This window comes from Pedobacter sp. (assembly GCF_040513095.1).
In the GTDB taxonomy this organism is placed as follows: Bacteria; Bacteroidota; Bacteroidia; order Sphingobacteriales; family Sphingobacteriaceae; genus Pedobacter.
Window position 1 is genome coordinate 1 of the sequence record NZ_JBEVDX010000112.1, and the last position, 16,461, is coordinate 16,461.

At 45.7% G+C, this 16,461-nt stretch carries 12 protein-coding genes; 3 read left to right on the forward strand and 9 right to left on the reverse strand.

From position 1 onward, the window contains the following. From ABWY16_RS13395 to ABWY16_RS13420, 6 genes are all read right to left on the reverse strand, one after another. Positions 1-1,265: glycoside hydrolase domain-containing protein (locus tag ABWY16_RS13395; protein ID WP_353905151.1), on the reverse strand; the 1,265-nt coding region annotated here is incomplete at its 3' end. Positions 1,266-1,300: 35 nt separating this feature from the next. After that, a complete protein-coding gene (locus tag ABWY16_RS13400) occupies positions 1,301-3,664 on the reverse strand; it encodes a GH92 family glycosyl hydrolase (protein ID WP_353905152.1) in 2,364 nt (787 codons plus the stop codon). Positions 3,665-3,684: 20 nt separating this feature from the next. Next, positions 3,685-5,304, reverse strand: coding sequence for a RagB/SusD family nutrient uptake outer membrane protein (locus tag ABWY16_RS13405; protein ID WP_353905153.1), 1,620 nt, complete (start codon positions 5,302-5,304; stop codon positions 3,685-3,687). A gap of 23 nt (positions 5,305-5,327) precedes the next feature. Beyond that, positions 5,328-8,504: a SusC/RagA family TonB-linked outer membrane protein gene (locus ABWY16_RS13410; RefSeq protein WP_353905154.1), complete on the reverse strand. Its 3,177-nt coding sequence runs from the start codon at positions 8,502-8,504 to the stop codon at positions 5,328-5,330. Positions 8,505-8,545: 41 nt separating this feature from the next. Next, complete coding sequence (locus ABWY16_RS13415) at positions 8,546-9,949, reverse strand: sugar porter family MFS transporter (protein WP_353905155.1); 1,404 nt, start codon at positions 9,947-9,949, stop codon at positions 8,546-8,548. Positions 9,950-9,953: 4 nt separating this feature from the next. After that, positions 9,954-11,759 carry a class I mannose-6-phosphate isomerase gene (locus tag ABWY16_RS13420; RefSeq protein WP_353905156.1) on the reverse strand — a complete coding sequence of 602 codons (1,806 nt, stop codon included), beginning with the start codon at positions 11,757-11,759 and terminating at the stop codon, positions 9,954-9,956. A gap of 257 nt (positions 11,760-12,016) precedes the next feature. Here ABWY16_RS13420 and ABWY16_RS13425 point away from each other — a divergent pair, with 257 nt between their 5' ends. The 3 genes from ABWY16_RS13425 (at position 12,017) to ABWY16_RS13435 (ending at position 14,085) form a co-directional block, all read left to right on the forward strand. Next, positions 12,017-12,745: a GntR family transcriptional regulator gene (locus ABWY16_RS13425; protein ID WP_353905157.1), complete on the forward strand. Its 729-nt coding sequence runs from the start codon at positions 12,017-12,019 to the stop codon at positions 12,743-12,745. Between the two features lie 90 nt (positions 12,746-12,835). Further along, a complete protein-coding gene (locus ABWY16_RS13430; RefSeq protein WP_353905158.1) occupies positions 12,836-13,261 on the forward strand; it encodes a lipocalin family protein in 426 nt (141 codons plus the stop codon). Positions 13,262-13,476: 215 nt separating this feature from the next. Then, positions 13,477-14,085: a GIN domain-containing protein gene (locus tag ABWY16_RS13435; RefSeq protein ID WP_353905159.1), complete on the forward strand. Its 609-nt coding sequence runs from the start codon at positions 13,477-13,479 to the stop codon at positions 14,083-14,085. An 84-nt stretch (positions 14,086-14,169) separates the two neighbouring features. Here the strand turns inward: ABWY16_RS13435 and ABWY16_RS13440 are convergent, their stop codons facing one another. The 3 genes from ABWY16_RS13440 to ABWY16_RS13450 form a co-directional block, all read right to left on the reverse strand. Next, entirely contained in the window at positions 14,170-15,033 is an 864-nt protein-coding gene (locus tag ABWY16_RS13440; RefSeq protein WP_353905160.1) for an NAD-dependent epimerase/dehydratase family protein, read from the reverse strand. Between the two features lie 70 nt (positions 15,034-15,103). Beyond that, positions 15,104-15,703, reverse strand: a complete 600-nt coding sequence (locus ABWY16_RS13445; RefSeq protein WP_353905161.1) for a hypothetical protein — start codon at positions 15,701-15,703, stop codon at positions 15,104-15,106. Then, positions 15,700-16,212 carry an RNA polymerase sigma factor gene (locus ABWY16_RS13450; RefSeq protein WP_353905162.1) on the reverse strand — a complete coding sequence of 171 codons (513 nt, stop codon included), beginning with the start codon at positions 16,210-16,212 and terminating at the stop codon, positions 15,700-15,702. The genes ABWY16_RS13445 and ABWY16_RS13450 overlap by 4 nt, the downstream gene beginning before the upstream one ends. Positions 16,213-16,461: the final 249 nt, after the last annotated feature.

The following is a 16,461-nucleotide window of genomic DNA, read 5'->3' on the forward strand; positions in this document are numbered from 1 at the left end:
GAAGTACCGTGGTCACCATGAAAAAATGTAGGGATGAAACCTGTTTTATCGCCCACATCCTTCATCGACTTGATTACATCCAGTGCCACCTTAGGCGAGACCAATCCTAAAAGTACATCCTTATTTCGGTAGGTATCCCAAAGTGAAGGTTCTGTATAATAGTTGAAATCTGTTGATTTTGCAGCTTTCATTTTTATATCTGTGTACTCCCCATTCACGTCACTGCGCAGGGCAGGCCATAATAAAGAACGGTAAAGGCATGAATACAGCATTTGTTTCTGCTTCTCAGTGCCTCCCTTTACCTGAATCTTGGAAAGCACCTGTTCCCATGTCTGTGCAGCTTCCCGGCGCACAGCCTCAAATGTTTTGCTCCCTATTTCCTGCTCCAGGTTTTCTTTGGCATTCGCAGTGCTCACAAATGACAAACCTATTTTCACTTCAACAGCTCCCTTGCCACCATTTGCCAGTTTAATGCGGGCATAACCTTTGGCTTTACCATCATCTGTTTTTTCAATCGCTGTAATATCCGTATTGAGCACAGCATAAAAATAGATGCGCTCGCCTGTCTTCTGGCTTCCCTGTACTACGTTTTTACCAACCTGGCTGATCTCCCAGTCAGATATATTGTTGTTGGCACGGCCGAGGTCAAAGATAATCTGCCTGCCTGCAGCATTTTCAAATTCATATTTATGGAAACCGCAGCGCAGGGTTGAAGTCAGGCTTACCTTTACTTTATAATTTTCCAGATAGACCTGGTAGAAACCAGGTGCAGCACTTTCCTTACCATGCGAAAACAATGATCCGAAATCTACCGGATTCTTTCCTTTTCCTTCTATAGTATTGTCGGATGCAGCGATAGCCGCTTTTGCACCGGCAATCCCCCCTTCCCATACAGGCATCAGCGGAATATTGCACAGGTTCCAGTGCCCCTTATTGGTATGCGTAAAACCATAAATGATATTGTCCTCATACTCATAACCGGCACCAGAGCCGTACTCCGTCATCGGGCTCAGCTGTACCATTGCATTGGGCATTGAACTGCCCGGAAAGGTGAGTCCCGCCCATGATCGCCAATCTTTAGGCAACTGGTAACCCAGAATCCTGGGGTCTGTTAAAGGGTAACTTCCTATAAAAGTATTCACGTATTTGCCAAGCCCGGCGGTCGGCTCCGGATCAGGCGCAACTGTCTGTTGCGCCAAAAGCAAAGCAGAGGAAGAGCAGCATAAACAAAGTGACAGTAAAGTGCTTTTAAGTATGTTTTTCATAGGTTTGATGTTGTAGTTGGCCAGGTAAATATAAATTATTGGGCAGAAGGCGGCGGTACTTTTGTGCCCCAGTTCTCATTTGGTTTGCTGCCCATGGTAAAGACCAGTTCCCCGCCCTGCATCAGCTCATCACGGTACAGCCAGCAGTTATCCAGAGGCTTGCCGTTAAAGAGGGCCGACTGCACATAGAAATTCTCTTTTGAGTTGTTCTTCGTCAGGATTGATAATTTTTTCTTGTTACCGAGAGTGATGCTGGCTTTATCAAACAGCGGACTTCCCAGCTGGATCACCGGTCTCGCATCAGTCAGGCCTTTCACGTCAAACAGCCCCAGTGCATTCATCACATACCATGAACCCAGCTGACCCTGGTCTTCGTCCTGTCCGTATCCATAACCATGTATGGGTTCTGAGCCATAAAAATCACGGCCTATCAGTCGCGTCCATTTCTGTGTCAGCCAGGGCTTGCCAGAGAAATTGAAAAGCCAGCTGATATGCAGATTGGGCTGGTTGCCGTGGTTGTAGATAGCATTGATCCCGGCAAAGGCATCAATAGACTTACCTCCACCAAAACCCAGTTTTTCAGATACGCTAAAGATACTGTCCAGCCTTTTATTAAAGTTATCCCTGCCTATAGCCTGTACCAGACCAGCCGGATTCTGTGGTACGTAGAAAGTGTACTGCACTGCATTACCTTCCTGGTATCCGCGCCATGGCTGATAAGGATCAAACTTATCTACAAATGTTCCGTCAGCACGTTTGGGCTGCATCAGTTTGTTCGCCGGGTTCAGCAGCGCCCTCCAGCCGTTTGAATACTTCATCATTTGCTGGTAATCGGCAGTTTTGCCCATCGCTTTTGCCATCTGCGCGGTAGCATAAGCGCTAAAACTATATTCCAGCGTATGCGATCCGGAAAAGTTTGAACCTGTAGAGTCTGTTACAAAATCACGGCCTGTCTGCTCCAGATGTGGCACATAGCCATACTTCAGAAAAGCTTTGGTATCCAGTTTTCCCGCACCTAAAATACGTCCCTTGTAGTCCAGGTCGTTCGCTTTAACCGCTTTGTAAGCCAGTTCCGTATCGTAATTGCGGATGCCCGAATTATAGGCAGCTGCCACAGCCAGCCCTACAAAGTTGGTTCCTACGCCGGATATATATTCGCTGTTGGCAATACCATCGCCAAACCAGCCGCGGTCCTTATACAGCTGCAGCTGGGTATTCACAAAACTTCCATACCACTCCGGATAACTCAGTGCCCAGAGTTGGGTGATATTCCAATAACCGCCCCAGATCGCATCCGTATTGATAAATTCAGCTTTCATCCCATTCTCTTTCTGCGCTGAGAGCTGACCAGACTTACCGCCATGTTTTGGGTAAGCCCCGTTCACATCGCTGGCGATACCCCGACCCAGGAGCGCATGAAAAAGTCCCGTATAAAATTTGGTTTTGTCTTCTTCGTTCCGGCCTTCCACACTGATCTTGCCCAGCTCCTGCTCCCAGGTTTGTTGCGCGTTATTACGTGCATCTTCAAAAGTCAGGCTTTTCGCCTCTGCATCAAAATTCAGTTTCGCATTTGCTACAGAAGTATAGGACAACCCTGTTTTCACCTCAATAGCTTCATTGGCTGCAGTCTGGTAGTTTAACACCAGGCCTGCGCCGGGTCCTTTGGCCTTTCTTGTATTGCGCTGCAGCGTATTCGCTGTAAAGGCCGTCACATCAGCAGGCTTTTTACTTAGCTCACCATAAAAGTACATGGCCACCTTTCCTTCAGGATCATAGATTTTCACATACTTGGGATAGGTCAATATATAACCTTCAAAATGCGTATCATCAGTCATATGAATTGCCGCATCCGTCACTTCGCCACTTTCTCCCTGCTTGTTACCAACATCCAGGATGATGTGCGAAGCTTTATTCTCCGGGAAACGGTAACGCTGAAAACCTACCCTTTTGGTAGCCGTAAGCTCTGCCGTAATACCGTAATCAGACAGCAGTACTTTATAATAACCCGGTTCGGCCTGTTCATTCTTGCGGTCAAACTTTGAGCGGTAGCCCTTTGCCGGCCCGTCCAGGTCACCGGGTTTTACCCGCAGCTCACCAGTGCTGGGCATATAACTCAGGCCACCCACCTGCCATTCATGGAAATGCACAAAACCCTCAATGGAGTTCTGGCGGGTATCATAACCCACAGCTTCCCAGCCGGAGGCATTGCCATAATGTCCGTTGGTAGAAGGCGCCAGTTTTGCCATCCCGTACGGAACGGCAGCAGGGGTATAAAAAAACCACCTGCTGTGCGCCGTACCGATATTCGGGTCTACGTAATGCAATACGCTTTCCTGTTTCAGCTTGCATGAAGAAAGGGCTGTTGCTGCCAATAGTATCAATCCAAGTTTTGCGTTCATATTTTCAAAAGGTAATGTCATTAATAACCCGTATTCTGGGTCAGGTTACTGTTCAGGCCTCTTTCAGAGGATGGTATAGGCCAAAGATAATCCTTGGCAGTAAATGTTCTTTTTTGTGCCCTGATGTATCCATTGTCTACCGCAGGATCACCAAACTTTGCCCCATGGGCATAACCGTTGAGTGTTGTCTCAGCAATTTTCCAGCGGCGGATGTCATCCGTTCTCAGCCCTTCCATTGCAAGTTCCGCCCGGCGTTCGCGTCGGATCACGTTTGTGAGGTTTGTTCCGCCGGGGAAGCTCAATGCTGATGCATCAGTAAATCCTGCGCGCTGGCGCAGCAACCTGATGGTGCTGTTCCATACTGTTTCATCCATTTGTCCGAGCGACTGTTTTGCTTCAGCATAAGTAAGCAGCAGTTCGGCATATCTGAGCAGGTGCAGGTTCGATCCGGAAGTGAATGACGAGAGCGCAATTGGATCAAAATATTTACGCCAGTAATATCCTGTAGGCGATGATGCTTGAGATGAAGGACTGTACTCGTCCAGTCGGGATGCGTCAGGATCAGTACCTGGTTTGATATAGATTACTTTCGTGGTGCCATCAGGCTTTACCCAATTGAACTTGTCATATACTACCGTTGCTGTTAAACGCGGATCGCGGTTCACATAAGGATTGGCTTCATCATATCCTGAGCCTGTTTCGCGGATTCCCCTTCCGTTTATTGTAATATAGTCGTCCACCAGTTCCTGTGTAGGTGCCATGCCGCTTACACGACCGCCAACCGAACGCGGTGCAAAGTCAAAGAACTCGCTCCAGGTACGCACTGCAGGCACATATTGCAGGGAGAGGATTACCTCATTGTTAGTTTTGTTTACAGTAGGACTGCTAAACAGATCCGAATAGTTGTTTACCAGGCTGTACTGCCCGTTGGTAGCACCATCCCTGATGAGTTTCTCACAAATTGTTACCACATCAGCCATTCTGTTCCCTTCATAAAGCAATACCCTTGCTTCGAGTGCCAGGGCGGCTCCTTTGGTAATACGGCCGTTTTCAGCTGCAGGAACTGCTTCTTTTGCCGGAAGTGCTGCTGCAGCCGCTTCCAGTTCATCAGTAATAAACTTGATTACTGTTGCTTTCGGGCTGCGGGCAATCACCTTGGCTTCATCCGCAGTGATATCCTTGTCAATCAGCGGCACATCACCGTACCATTTGGTAAGATTAAAATGTGCGAAGGCGCGGATAAAGCGGTTCTCAGCTTTAAGGCGGTTAATGGTTGCAGCAGGCAGCGTTTTATTCTGATCTACATTAGCCAGGAAAACATTGCATGATTTGATCGTGCTGTAATAGTATCTCCAATCGTTCAGGAACTGTGCCTGTGAAGCATTTGCGTTTCCGCTGGCGATCAGCGCATAGTCGCCGCTGGTGCTGTAAGCATTATCTGATGTAGCTTCGTTATAGAAGAACATGCTGCTGGTGTACATCAGGCTGTAATTGTTATTGAGGGCACTGTACACGTTGCCGTCTACCGTCCAGAAATTATTTTCAGAGAACTGGTCGGTTGGTTCCAGGTCAAGCTTCTTGCATCCGGTTGCCGTAATCGCGATCATTCCGGTTAGCAGTATATAATTTAAAAATTTCATCGTTTTATCTTTTAAAAATGTCCTTAAAAAGTGATGTCTAAACCAGCACCGTAAAATACCGGAAGCGGGTAGCTTCGTGCACTGTTGGAGCCTGTACTTACCGATACGTTGTTACCAAATTCCGTCGTTTCCGGATCAATGAATTTAAGTTTGCTGACAGTGAACAGGTTTTGTCCGATCAGAGAGATGCGCAGGCGTTCCATTCCTGCTTTTCTGCTGATGTTCTGCGGAAAAGTATAACCTATGTTCAGGTTTTTCAGTCGCGCATATGCTGCGTTAAATTTGTACACATCAGATCCCTGGCGCCAGTTATTGGTATTGGAACCAGAACCCACTGCTGCAAAACGCGGGTAGCGTGCATCGGGATTTTCCGGTGTCCAGAAATCCGTCATATGATCATATACAGTAGCCCCATAATTGTAATGGAAAGGCTCTACCAGCTCACCGCGCAGGAATGCATCTCTTTTACCTACCCCCTGAATAAACACCTGGAAATCAAAGTTTTTATAGTTCAGCCTGTAGGTAAAACCAAAAGTGTACCGTGGGAAAGGATTACCTAAAACCGTTTTATCCTTATCATCGATGATGCCGTCATTGTTGCGGTCCTTGAACTTGATATCACCGGGACCAACATCAGCACCTGCGGGTTTCGGTGAGGAAGCCACATCCGCAGCATTCTGGAAATAGCCATTGGTCTGATATCCATAGTATTGGGTAATCGGCTCGCCTACCCTTCTGATCAGCTGGAACACATCCTGATTGATGATCTGCTCATTGGTTCCACCTGTCAGTTTCATCAGTTTATTTTTGCTGTCGGCAATGTTAAAGCTAAAACTGTGCTCGGCAGCTCCTGTAGTTAGTCTGTATGCGATAGTTGCTTCCCAACCCTGATTGCGCACTTTTGCCACGTTGTAATCCGGCAGCCCTGCACCAAATAAGGCAGGCACATCATATCTTGGCTGCAGGATATCACTGGTCACCTTATTGAAGTAATCAAATGAGGCGGTCAGCTTGTTGTTAAAGAAGCCCAGGTCAACACCAAGGTTGAGCGTGGCTGCTTTCTCCCAGGTCAGATCAGGATTGCCCAGTGTAAAACCGGCCCCACCAACGGGCTGGTTATTAAATCCGTAAGCACTCGGGTAATTAAAATAGGTGGTCAGGTACTGGAAGTTGCCCAGGTCAGGATTATTTAACGAAGCCCCTACATTCTGGTTCCCCAGGATCCCATATGTGGTACGCAATTTCAGGTTGCTGATACTATTTTTAAGCGGCTTCATAAACTCCTCATCAGAGATCAGCCAGCCCAGGTTTACTGAAGGGAAAACACTGCTTCTGTTGCCTTTGGCAAATCTCGAGGAAACATCATTTCTTACTGTAGCTTCAAAAAGATAGCGGCCCTTGTAAGCGTAGTTTATTCTTGAGAACAGCGAGTTAAGGCTCCTTTGCTGGATACCAACACTATTGGTAGAATTGATCGCATCGATCAGAGTTCCCGTGGTTGATGTTCCCAGTATAGGATCTGTCAGCGTTTTTTGTAACTGGAAGCCTCTGGTGCTGAAATTTTCATTGGATGCACCAAAGAGGATCTTGTAGGTATGGTCCTGGATAGTTTTACCGTATTCCAGCAGCAACTGGGTATTCAGCAGCAGCGATTTATTATTCCTGTCGTTCACGGTGAGGTCATCGCCATAAACACCCGATGGCAGGTAATTCACCTTGCTGCGCTGGAAAAACAAGCCCCTGTTGGCAATTGTTCCCCCAAAGATACCTGTAAGTTTAAGGTCCTTGGTAATATTTACCTGTGCGTTGAAGTTACCGAAGATCTCGTCATTGTCGGTCTGTTCATACCCTCCTTTTTCAAGGATACCGTATTCGTTATACTGCGAGGCTACAGGGTTGGTAAGATAATTTCCATTGGCATCCTGCCAGTTGTAGTTAATAGGTACTCGGTTGGCATCAGCAAAAATATTGTTATCCCCAACGCTATTGGCTTTCCTGCGTGATTTGGTATAATTGAGGATCATGTTCACTTTAAGGATACCAATCTGTGAGGTCTGGTTTAAACGCAGGTTGTATTTGGTGTAGCCGAAATCAGCTCCTGAACCCCCGTTTCCTATAAGGTTACTTTTCTGGTCCTGCATCCCTGCCGACAGGTAATAGGAACTTGTTGGCCCACCACCATTGATACTTATGTTGTGCGACTGCTGCGGTGCATTCTTCAGCAGGTGCTCAATATCCCAGGTACCGCGGCCCTGGCTCTGTAATTCCTGGATCTGCGCCTGCGTATAGGCTACAGGTAATCCTGCATTCACCAGCGACTGATTTTTATACTCTGCATTTTCTCCTGCATCCACTTTGTGCACCAGTACGCGCGGGTCCTGGAAACCGAAACTGGTGTTGTAGGTCAATGACGGTTTCTGGTTCAGTGAACCGCTTTTGGTAGTCACCAATAATACGCCATTCGCTGCCCTTGAACCATAAATCGCTGCCGATCCGGCATCTTTCAATACAGATACACTCGCAATATCATTCGGATTCAGCGTATTGATATTACCACCGATGATCCCGTCAATAACTACCAGGGGATCATTATTTCCCAGCGTTCCCACTCCACGGATATTGATGCTTACATCACTTCCGGGATTGAGGTTGCTTTGCTGGATAGTCAGATTGGGTGCTTCGCCCTGCAATGCCTGTAAAGTATTCAGCACCGGCTTGTTTTCTATGTTTTTGGAACTCACCTGGCTTACAGCTCCGGTAAGGCTCACGCGCGACTGCGTACCATAACCAACCACCACTACCTCGGTAAGATCTTTGCTGTCCGGAACCAGGCTAACGCTGATTTCTGTTTTGCCCGCGATAGGTACTACCTGCTGGGTATATCCGATATAAGAAAAGGTCAGGCTTTTCCCTGCTGAGCCATCGGGTACGCTCAGTTTGTAGTTACCATTGCTATCCGTAACAGTACCGATTTTTGTACCGGTGATGCTTACGCTTACCCCTGGTACAGGTTGTTTATTTTCATCAAGCACACGTCCTGAGACCACAATATCAGCCTGTTGTGCCAGCACATTGTGCGGCATTGTGGCTGCCAGAGCAACTGGTCCGCTGCCCATTGTGGCGCAAACCAGGATCACCGCAAGCGGTTTTCTGTAGGGCCAGCGCAGCTGCGGCAGCCCGTTTAGTAGTTTATTTTTCATACAGTAAATTTTGGTTAGTGTTGTAGGTTAATTATAGGGTTTTAATGAGTGTTTTCGTATTCATTTTTCCAGTGGCTTTCAATATCTTCGAGGCTGCGCCCCTTGGTTTCCGGGATCAGTTTCCAGGTCAGCAGGATTGCCGGCGAGCAGCACAGTGCAAAAATCCAGAACGTCCATGATGAACCCAGCCCTTCGAGCATTACCGGAGTGAGCTGGCCAACCAGAAAATTGCCTATCCACAGGGATAAAGTTGCCAGGGCCATTGCCTTACCGCGGATGGCATTGGGAAAGATCTCGCCAATGACTACCCAGCAAACCGGACCAAAAGAAAAAGCAAAGCATGAGATAAAAACGAGGATAAAGATCAGTATCCATGGGCCGGAGGTTATACCCAAAGCAAACAGTGCTCCGATAATCAACAGTGCCGCTACCGCTCCGCCAACTCCTGCAAAAAGCAATGGTCTTCTACCCCATTTGTCTACCGTAAAAATGGCAACAAAGGTAAAGACAACGTTCACCAGGCCGATTGTCACCTGCCCGCCCAATGCGTTATTCAGTGTAAAACCTGCCTGTTCCAGTATCCTCGGGCCATAATAGATTACCGCATTGATACCACAAACCTGCGAGAGGAAGGGTAACAACAAACCGATCCACAGCGCTTTGCGGTACACAGGTCTGAACAGCTCCCTGATAGAGCCATCACTGTCATCTCCCTGCGCTTTGAATGCCCGGATCTCACGTTCTGCAGCCTCCCGGCCATCAATCTTCGTTAATATGTCAGCAGCTTTTTGTTCTTTTCCCTTCAGCAGAAGCCAGCGTGGTGATTCCGGCACCAGCAAAAGCGAAAGCAAAAATACTCCTGCAGGCAGTGCTCCCAGGCCAAGCATAGCACGCCACACTTCTGTGGAGAAGATCTTAGTCATGCCTTCAGTAGCATAAGCAGCTGACGTGTGGTCCGCGAGATAAGCATTTGAAAAATAGGCCACAACTATTCCGATGGTCAGTGCCAGCTGGTACAGCGATACCATCATCCCCCGCAGGCGGGATGGGGCAAACTCAGAAATATATAATGGTGATACCATAGAAGCTACGCCTATGCCCAGCCCGCCGATCAGCCTTGATGCAATCAAAAAAGTAAAAGATTCAGAAAGCATGCATCCTATGGCAGAAGCCAGAAAGAGCACTGCTGAAATTATCAGGACGATCTTGCGGCCATACTTGTCACTCAGCTTACCGGAGAAACTAACCCCCACGATGCAGCCCAGCAGGGCACAGCTCACAAACCAGCCTTCACTTACCGGGCTGAGGCCAAAATCACCTTTTACCAAACTGATTGTGCCCGAGATGACTGCGGTATCAAAGCCAAATAAAAACCCGCCCAGGGCAGCAACCAGGCACACCAGATAGAGATACATATTGCGTTGAGATCTTATTGTTGCGTTCATATATTTATTTTAAGAAGGCAAGGATCACCTTCGCCCGGCCTGTCCCCTGGTTAGTCAATGTATAGGAGCCCGCAGCTGCCGGCACCACAAATGTTTCTGCATAGGCATAGTTATGAACCGTTCCGTCCTCTGTTTCTATACTGATGGATTCACCTTCAACCAGCATCATGATGTGGCAGCCGTTCTCTGTATTTCTGGAGATCGCCTTGTCAAATTCCAGCCGGTGCACATCATAAAAATGCTCCTGATGTGTAGGCAGATGCACAATCTGCCAGCTTTCTGTTTCTTCAATTACAGCAGGATGTGAAATGAGTTCCTTTTCCACCTGTGGCCCTTTGCGGTTAAAATCGAGGTTGTTAAAAGCATGGTCTATATTGATGGGACGTGGTTTACCGTCCAGATCAAGCCGCAGCCAGTCGTACATTTTGAAGGTGAAGATATAAGGAGTAGCACTGATCTCCAGAACCAGGTTCCCTTTGCCTGCGCTATGTACAGTACCGTTGGGGATCAGGAACAAATCGTGTTTTTTAGCCTCATGAACCTGTACATATTGAGTGATATCAATCTCTTCAGCTTTGGCCTCACTGTTTTCCAGTGCAGTTTTAAATGCTGTGGGATCAATATCTTCCTGGAAACCGAGGTACACAGTGGCTTGCTTTTCGCAATCCAGTATGTAATAGGTTTCATCCTGCGTGATGTTTTCCCCAAAGTTTTCCTGGATATACTTTAAGCGCGGGTGGCATTGAATGGAAAGGTTGCCGCCGTCAAAAGTATCCAGAAAATCGAAGCGTACAGGAAACTCATCGCCATAAACAGCGGCATGTTTGCCCAGTACCTGCTGCTGATTGGCAAACATGAGGGTATCAAAAGATACTTCCAGCAGGTTGCCATTGCTTTCAAACACCAGTCCGTTCTCCGGTACGATCAGCTCAAAAGACCATGCATAATTTACCACATCTTTATTCAATTTGCTGATCCTTTCTTTGATCCACTGTCCGCCCCATGCGCCGGGTTCAAACCATGGGCGCACCCGGATCACTGAATGGCTCATCTTTTCCAGGCCTTCCATCAGGTCCTTCTGGTACATCCAGTTGATTTGCTGTGGCCATTGCCCGTCGGCCATTACTGTTATATCATTTAACAGGACTTTTTTGTGGTTATTGAGCAGTACCCAATCCACAAAATAAAAGCGTTTGTACATTTTAAAATGATCCGTCAGCACCGCAGCACCTAAATTATTGATTGATCCGGCCCTCATTCTGAACTGCAGCTCATTTTTCGGGAGGTCTATATACACCAATGGGGCTTTCCATCCGCCAAGTGCAGCAGCCGGGCCGATGATGATATTCAGTTCAGTATTGTGATCCGGTACTGCTGAAGAAAGTTTTTCTGTCTCATATAGATCTCCCAGTGTCAGCGTACATTTCGTACCCCATACAGATTCTTCTGTGCCCAGAAAGGGCGCTACCAGTTCGCCGATCACCGTGGCTGGCTTCAGATAGTCGCTGGTTTTGATCCAGCTGACAGTTATTCCTTTCCCTGCCAGTCTATTACTGATCTCTTCCTGTACCTGATCCCAAAATATTCCGGCATAACCCTCAATCACTACAGTTTTCTGTTCAATGATCCAATCGGTCAGGCTGCCATAGCCAGTAAAGATTTTATTGATTCCCAAACTGAATGAAGGGTAAATATTATACCCCTCTTTCAGATCTGCCTGTTCCGTGATGCGGGATGGCATAAGGTATTGTGCTGTTTTGCGCAGCATTTTACCAGTTTCCGGCAACTCTCCTTTTAGGTTTGATTCCATGATGTTTAAATACGGTTGTTTGTTATGAGCGGCAGTATATGCAGATTGGCAAGGCAGATCATTGTTTAAATATTTGGTCAGAGATAGTTATTATGTACAAACATAATAATTATTTCTACTAAACAAAAAGAATACATAATTAAATTTAACGGCTAAATACTGTGATTCAACTCGCTGGGAGTCGATCTCCTCATCTTTTTATGTATACACATATACACGTCAGGAAATTTCCTTATTTTCGTGACATAAACTTCAACATGCGATACAGTATAGACCACAAAAGTGCCGTTCCATTACATATGCAGGCAGAGAACCTGCTCAGGCAACTGATTGCGGAAGAACAATATCAAAACGGAAAGAACATTCCAAATGAAGTTGACCTGGCAGAGATGCTGGGCATATCGCGGACAACCCTGAGAATAGCCATCAATAAACTGGTATTTGAAGGTTTACTGATCCGTAAAAAACGTGCAGGCACCAAGGTTGCGCCAGGTGCCGTAAGCTCCAAGTCCAACAATTGGCTGAGCTTTTCGCAGGAGATGAAATTACGGGGCATCCCCATCACCAATTTTGAATTGCATGTTTCCTGGGAACTGCCGGATAAAAACCTTGCAAGCTTTTTCAACATCTCCCCGGACACACCTGTACTAAAAATGCAAAGATTGAGAGGGCGGCCTGAAGAACCTTTTGTGCTTTTTGTCTCTTACTTCCATCCGCGTGTTGGGGTAACACCTGATGATGATTTTAAACGCCCCCTGTACGAACTTTTAGAACTGGAACATGGTACCATAGCCGCTTTATCCAAAGAAGAGATTTCAGCCATTGGCGCCTCAGAACTGATAGCAGCTAAACTTTCAGTACCAGAGGGCAGCCCTATATTACTGCGCAGGCGTTTCGTTTATGATCAGGCCGAAAAACCCATAGAATACAATGTAGGGTACTACAAGGCTGACAGCTTCATCTATACCGTAGAGAGTACGAGGTAAAACAAAACATTTATATCCGGAGGTAACATTTTTTAAATCAAGACTGTAGCATATCGTAATCTGAAAACGTTACAGGTAAAACAATCTCTCATGAAAAACATTTTATTGATGCTCGCTATCTGTATATTGTTCTCCTGTAAAAAGAACTCAAACCATGAACTCAGCAGCAAAAACTGGCGCATTACATCATCAACTATTACGCCGGCGATGACCATTGGCAGCAAAACCGGCACCGATTATCTGGCGCTTATGGGGCCGCAAAGCTGCGAAGCGACGATGGAGCTGTCATTCGCTGCAGATGGAACTTTTACACAAACATCAAATGGTGCTTTATGTGATTTGTATTATGACCCTAAAAGTAAACCGGTGACCTGGTCAAGAAACAATGACAGGATTGTGCTTTCTTCCTCACCGGATTTTTCATTCATCCAGTCCGGGAACACATTAAGCAGTACAAGCTACATCACAACCGATGGAACAACTTATACACTGGTACGGGTTTATAAAGCAAAATAGTAAATTCCAGGATTACAAATACATTTGTCCCAACCCTGCCTTCCGGCGGGGTTTTTTCATAGCTGCTTTTGTCGAATGATTTCAGGAGTTTGTCGGGTATTACAGGCCTGTGGTATAAAAGGCCCTACTGCGCTGAAACGTTTGGGAAATGACTACGTCTTATATACAAACAATTAAGAAATAGTCATTTATTATAACCTCAAAATTCAAAAGATATGAAAACTCTATTCAACAACTTATTAAAAACAGGATCGTTAGCCCTTATCTTACTGGCTTCCGTATTTACTCTTAATGCTTCGGCCGCCACAGTAACAGTAGATATGGGACACGGTACCCCAGACATCAAAAAGGTGATCGTAACAGGGAGCACCAGAGTCATCCTGGTACAAAGCGATAAAGAATTTGTAACAATGGATTCCCTTGACATGAAAAATGTCGCTGTTACGCAACTTGGAAGTGCTTTAACCATCAATTCAAACGAAAGCAATCCTGTAACGGTAACCGTTTATGTGAAAAACCCTTACCGTATTGACGCATCGGGCAAATCAGATGTTAAAACACAAGGCAAATTCAACCTGGTAAACCTTCAGGTAATACTTAAAGACGATGCCACAGCACGCGTAAAAGCAACCACCGGTAGTATCTATACCGTTATTAATGACAGAGCCAACTTACAGCTGATAGGCACAACAGGCAAACATGTTTATCAGACAGCTGATGTTGCGAAAATGGATACCGCAAAGTTTGCAGCAGTACAGACTCAAAATGTAAGCATACACACAGAAGCCGTAGCTCTTAATGTAAAAGGAAGAAGCAACAAATAATTTCAGTTCAGAAAAAATGCCCGGTCATGCCTTCCGCCAGATGTAACAACGCTAACGCGGAAAACAAAAAAAGCTCCACTGATTTTAATCAGAGGAGCTTCCCAGCTGCTGATCAAGCAGAAACCTGAAGGTATACTTCGGTTGGTAATTCAATATCTCCACGGCTTTATCGCAGCAGTATACCCTGTCAATGCATGCAGGCAACTGCCAATTCTTATACTTATATAAATTTGGTGCCTCCGGGAAATATTTGGCTATCACCTTTGCCGCATCTTCCTTCAATTCTATAAGATCTTCCTTACCAAATGCTGAGCCACCCGAGACATTGAATATTTCAAATTGCTCAAAATCATGTTCCACAGCCAGGCGAAGGGCTTCCGCTCCATCTCTTTCATCAAGTCCGCGGTATAGCCGGTGATTCAACATCAGATCAGCAGGTTCCGGAAGAAAACGCCCTACCCTGTACACCGTCGCCTGTAGCTGTTCCCGGTCAAAAAAATCGCGGCACAACTCCTCGCAGGCCTGCTTGGTAATATCGTAAATATCACGCGGCTGTACCTCGAGGTTTTCATCCACCCAAACAGCCTGATGGGTATTTACTAATGATCTGCCGTAAATGGATGTCGAACTCGTAAATAAGAATTTGCTTACTCCATTTGCTACACAGGCATTTAGAAGATTGAGTGTCCCCATGATATTTGTATCCACAAATTCTTCCCTGGAGAAATTCAGATCCATATGTTTGCCATGAAGGGCTGCCGTGTGGATTACAGCATCTACACCTTTCGTGATTTCAAACATCTGATCTTTGTTTTTCACATCAGTCAGATAATGGGTTGCTGCGCCAGACAGGAGGTCTGCACCCCATGCTTCATGCCCCATTTGATTTAGCAGCTTAACGGTTACACTACCTAATTTTCCTGAAGAGCCTGTCACTAATATTTTCATGCCTGCATAAAGATCGTGATTAAACCACTTCAAGGCAAGTCGAAATACCAGGCGATTCATTTATTCAGCTCTATCTGATCTCATCGCGCATTTGCTCAAAGCTTTCAAGCAGTTCATCAATGGTTTTTAATTGCTTCCTGTGTTTATAATACCTGTTCCATATCGATATTCCAATAATATACAGCGTGATGATTGCCATGGCTGTAATTGTAAAAAGCAAACTTCCCCTCTTTGTGATTTCAAAAATATAACCAGCCATTGCAAGCCAGAATAATACTGTATACACCCAGAGATAACTTGTCAGCATTTTTTTTTGCCATCTCAGTTTATTAATCTGGTTGTTCAGGTAATCGATCCCCGCAATTTCGCGCTGATCTTTGCTGAAGTCATAACTTCTCCAGCTTAAAACAGCAAAGACAATCATCAGGCTAATCAGCGACCCAATGCTTACATCGAAGGGCCAGTTATATTTTTGATGAAAGGTGAAGTACACCCAGACTATCATTGCACATGCAATCACAAAGCCCACGCTCATGAAGAGGTTAGACCTGCGGAGCTTACGCTGATGTTTGTCTAGTTTATCTTGTAAAAGATGTGTAACATCATCTTTTAAATCCTTCTCCACTGGCTGTGAGAGCCAGCTCTGCTGAAGTTCCTCAAAATTCATCATTTTTTATCCTCCATAAGGTTAAGTAATCTGTCCTTAATCCGGTTTATTCTTACACCGGTATTTGTTAAGCTGGCACCGGTGATCTCAGCAATTTCTTTATAGCTTTTCTTTTCCAGTAACAGCGAAATTATAATACGGTCCTGCGCCGCAAGCTGACTGATACAAAATCTGAGCTTTTCGAGTTTTGCTTCCTCCTCGAGCTTTTCTGGTATCATTTCGATATCAGGCAGTTGATAGGCATCAGGGATCGGCAAATAATCATGGCGCCTATTTTTGGCGTTGAAACTAATGGCAGTATTAACTGCTATACGGTAAATCCAGGTACTCACTTTTGATTTTCCCTTGAAACCCTGAATGCTCTTCCATACCTGGAATAAGATTTCCTGATAAAGATCGTCAGCATATGAGACATCATACAGGTAGGCCCTGCAAATCCGGTAAATGCTTGCATGGTTGGCCCTGACCAGTTCATTAAAATATTCCTGCTGCTCGCGATTGTTTTCTTGCACCTTACCGTTAGAATGTGGTGATAAAATTATCCATTTGTATCCATTAGTACAGCAAGGCTTTAAATTCTTACAAGAAAACTTAAAATTGATTTAATTCAGCTAAGTTGGCTGAGTACATGGGAAGAAGCTACTCATATCAGCATGGGAAGATTTACTCATATCAGTTTGTCCGGCGTAATTGGCAAATGCCTGATCCGTTTTCCTGTAGCATGAAATACAGCGTTCGCAACTGCCGCAGAGAAACCAATC

Coding starts and splice junctions, on each gene's coding strand:
- ABWY16_RS13410 (WP_353905154.1), bottom strand. CDS start 8,504: ATGAAAAATAAACTACTAAACGGGCTGCCGCAGCTGCGCTGGCCCTAC.
- ABWY16_RS13415 (WP_353905155.1), bottom strand. CDS start 9,949: ATGAACGCAACAATAAGATCTCAACGCAATATGTATCTCTATCTGGTG.
- ABWY16_RS13400 (WP_353905152.1), bottom strand. CDS start 3,664: ATGAACGCAAAACTTGGATTGATACTATTGGCAGCAACAGCCCTTTCT.
- ABWY16_RS13430 (WP_353905158.1), top strand. CDS start 12,836: ATGAAAAACATTTTATTGATGCTCGCTATCTGTATATTGTTCTCCTGT.
- ABWY16_RS13440 (WP_353905160.1), bottom strand. CDS start 15,033: ATGAAAATATTAGTGACAGGCTCTTCAGGAAAATTAGGTAGTGTAACC.
- ABWY16_RS13425 (WP_353905157.1), top strand. CDS start 12,017: ATGCGATACAGTATAGACCACAAAAGTGCCGTTCCATTACATATGCAG.
- ABWY16_RS13405 (WP_353905153.1), bottom strand. CDS start 5,304: ATGAAATTTTTAAATTATATACTGCTAACCGGAATGATCGCGATTACG.
- ABWY16_RS13435 (WP_353905159.1), top strand. CDS start 13,477: ATGAAAACTCTATTCAACAACTTATTAAAAACAGGATCGTTAGCCCTT.
- ABWY16_RS13420 (WP_353905156.1), bottom strand. CDS start 11,759: ATGGAATCAAACCTAAAAGGAGAGTTGCCGGAAACTGGTAAAATGCTG.
- ABWY16_RS13445 (WP_353905161.1), bottom strand. CDS start 15,703: ATGATGAATTTTGAGGAACTTCAGCAGAGCTGGCTCTCACAGCCAGTG.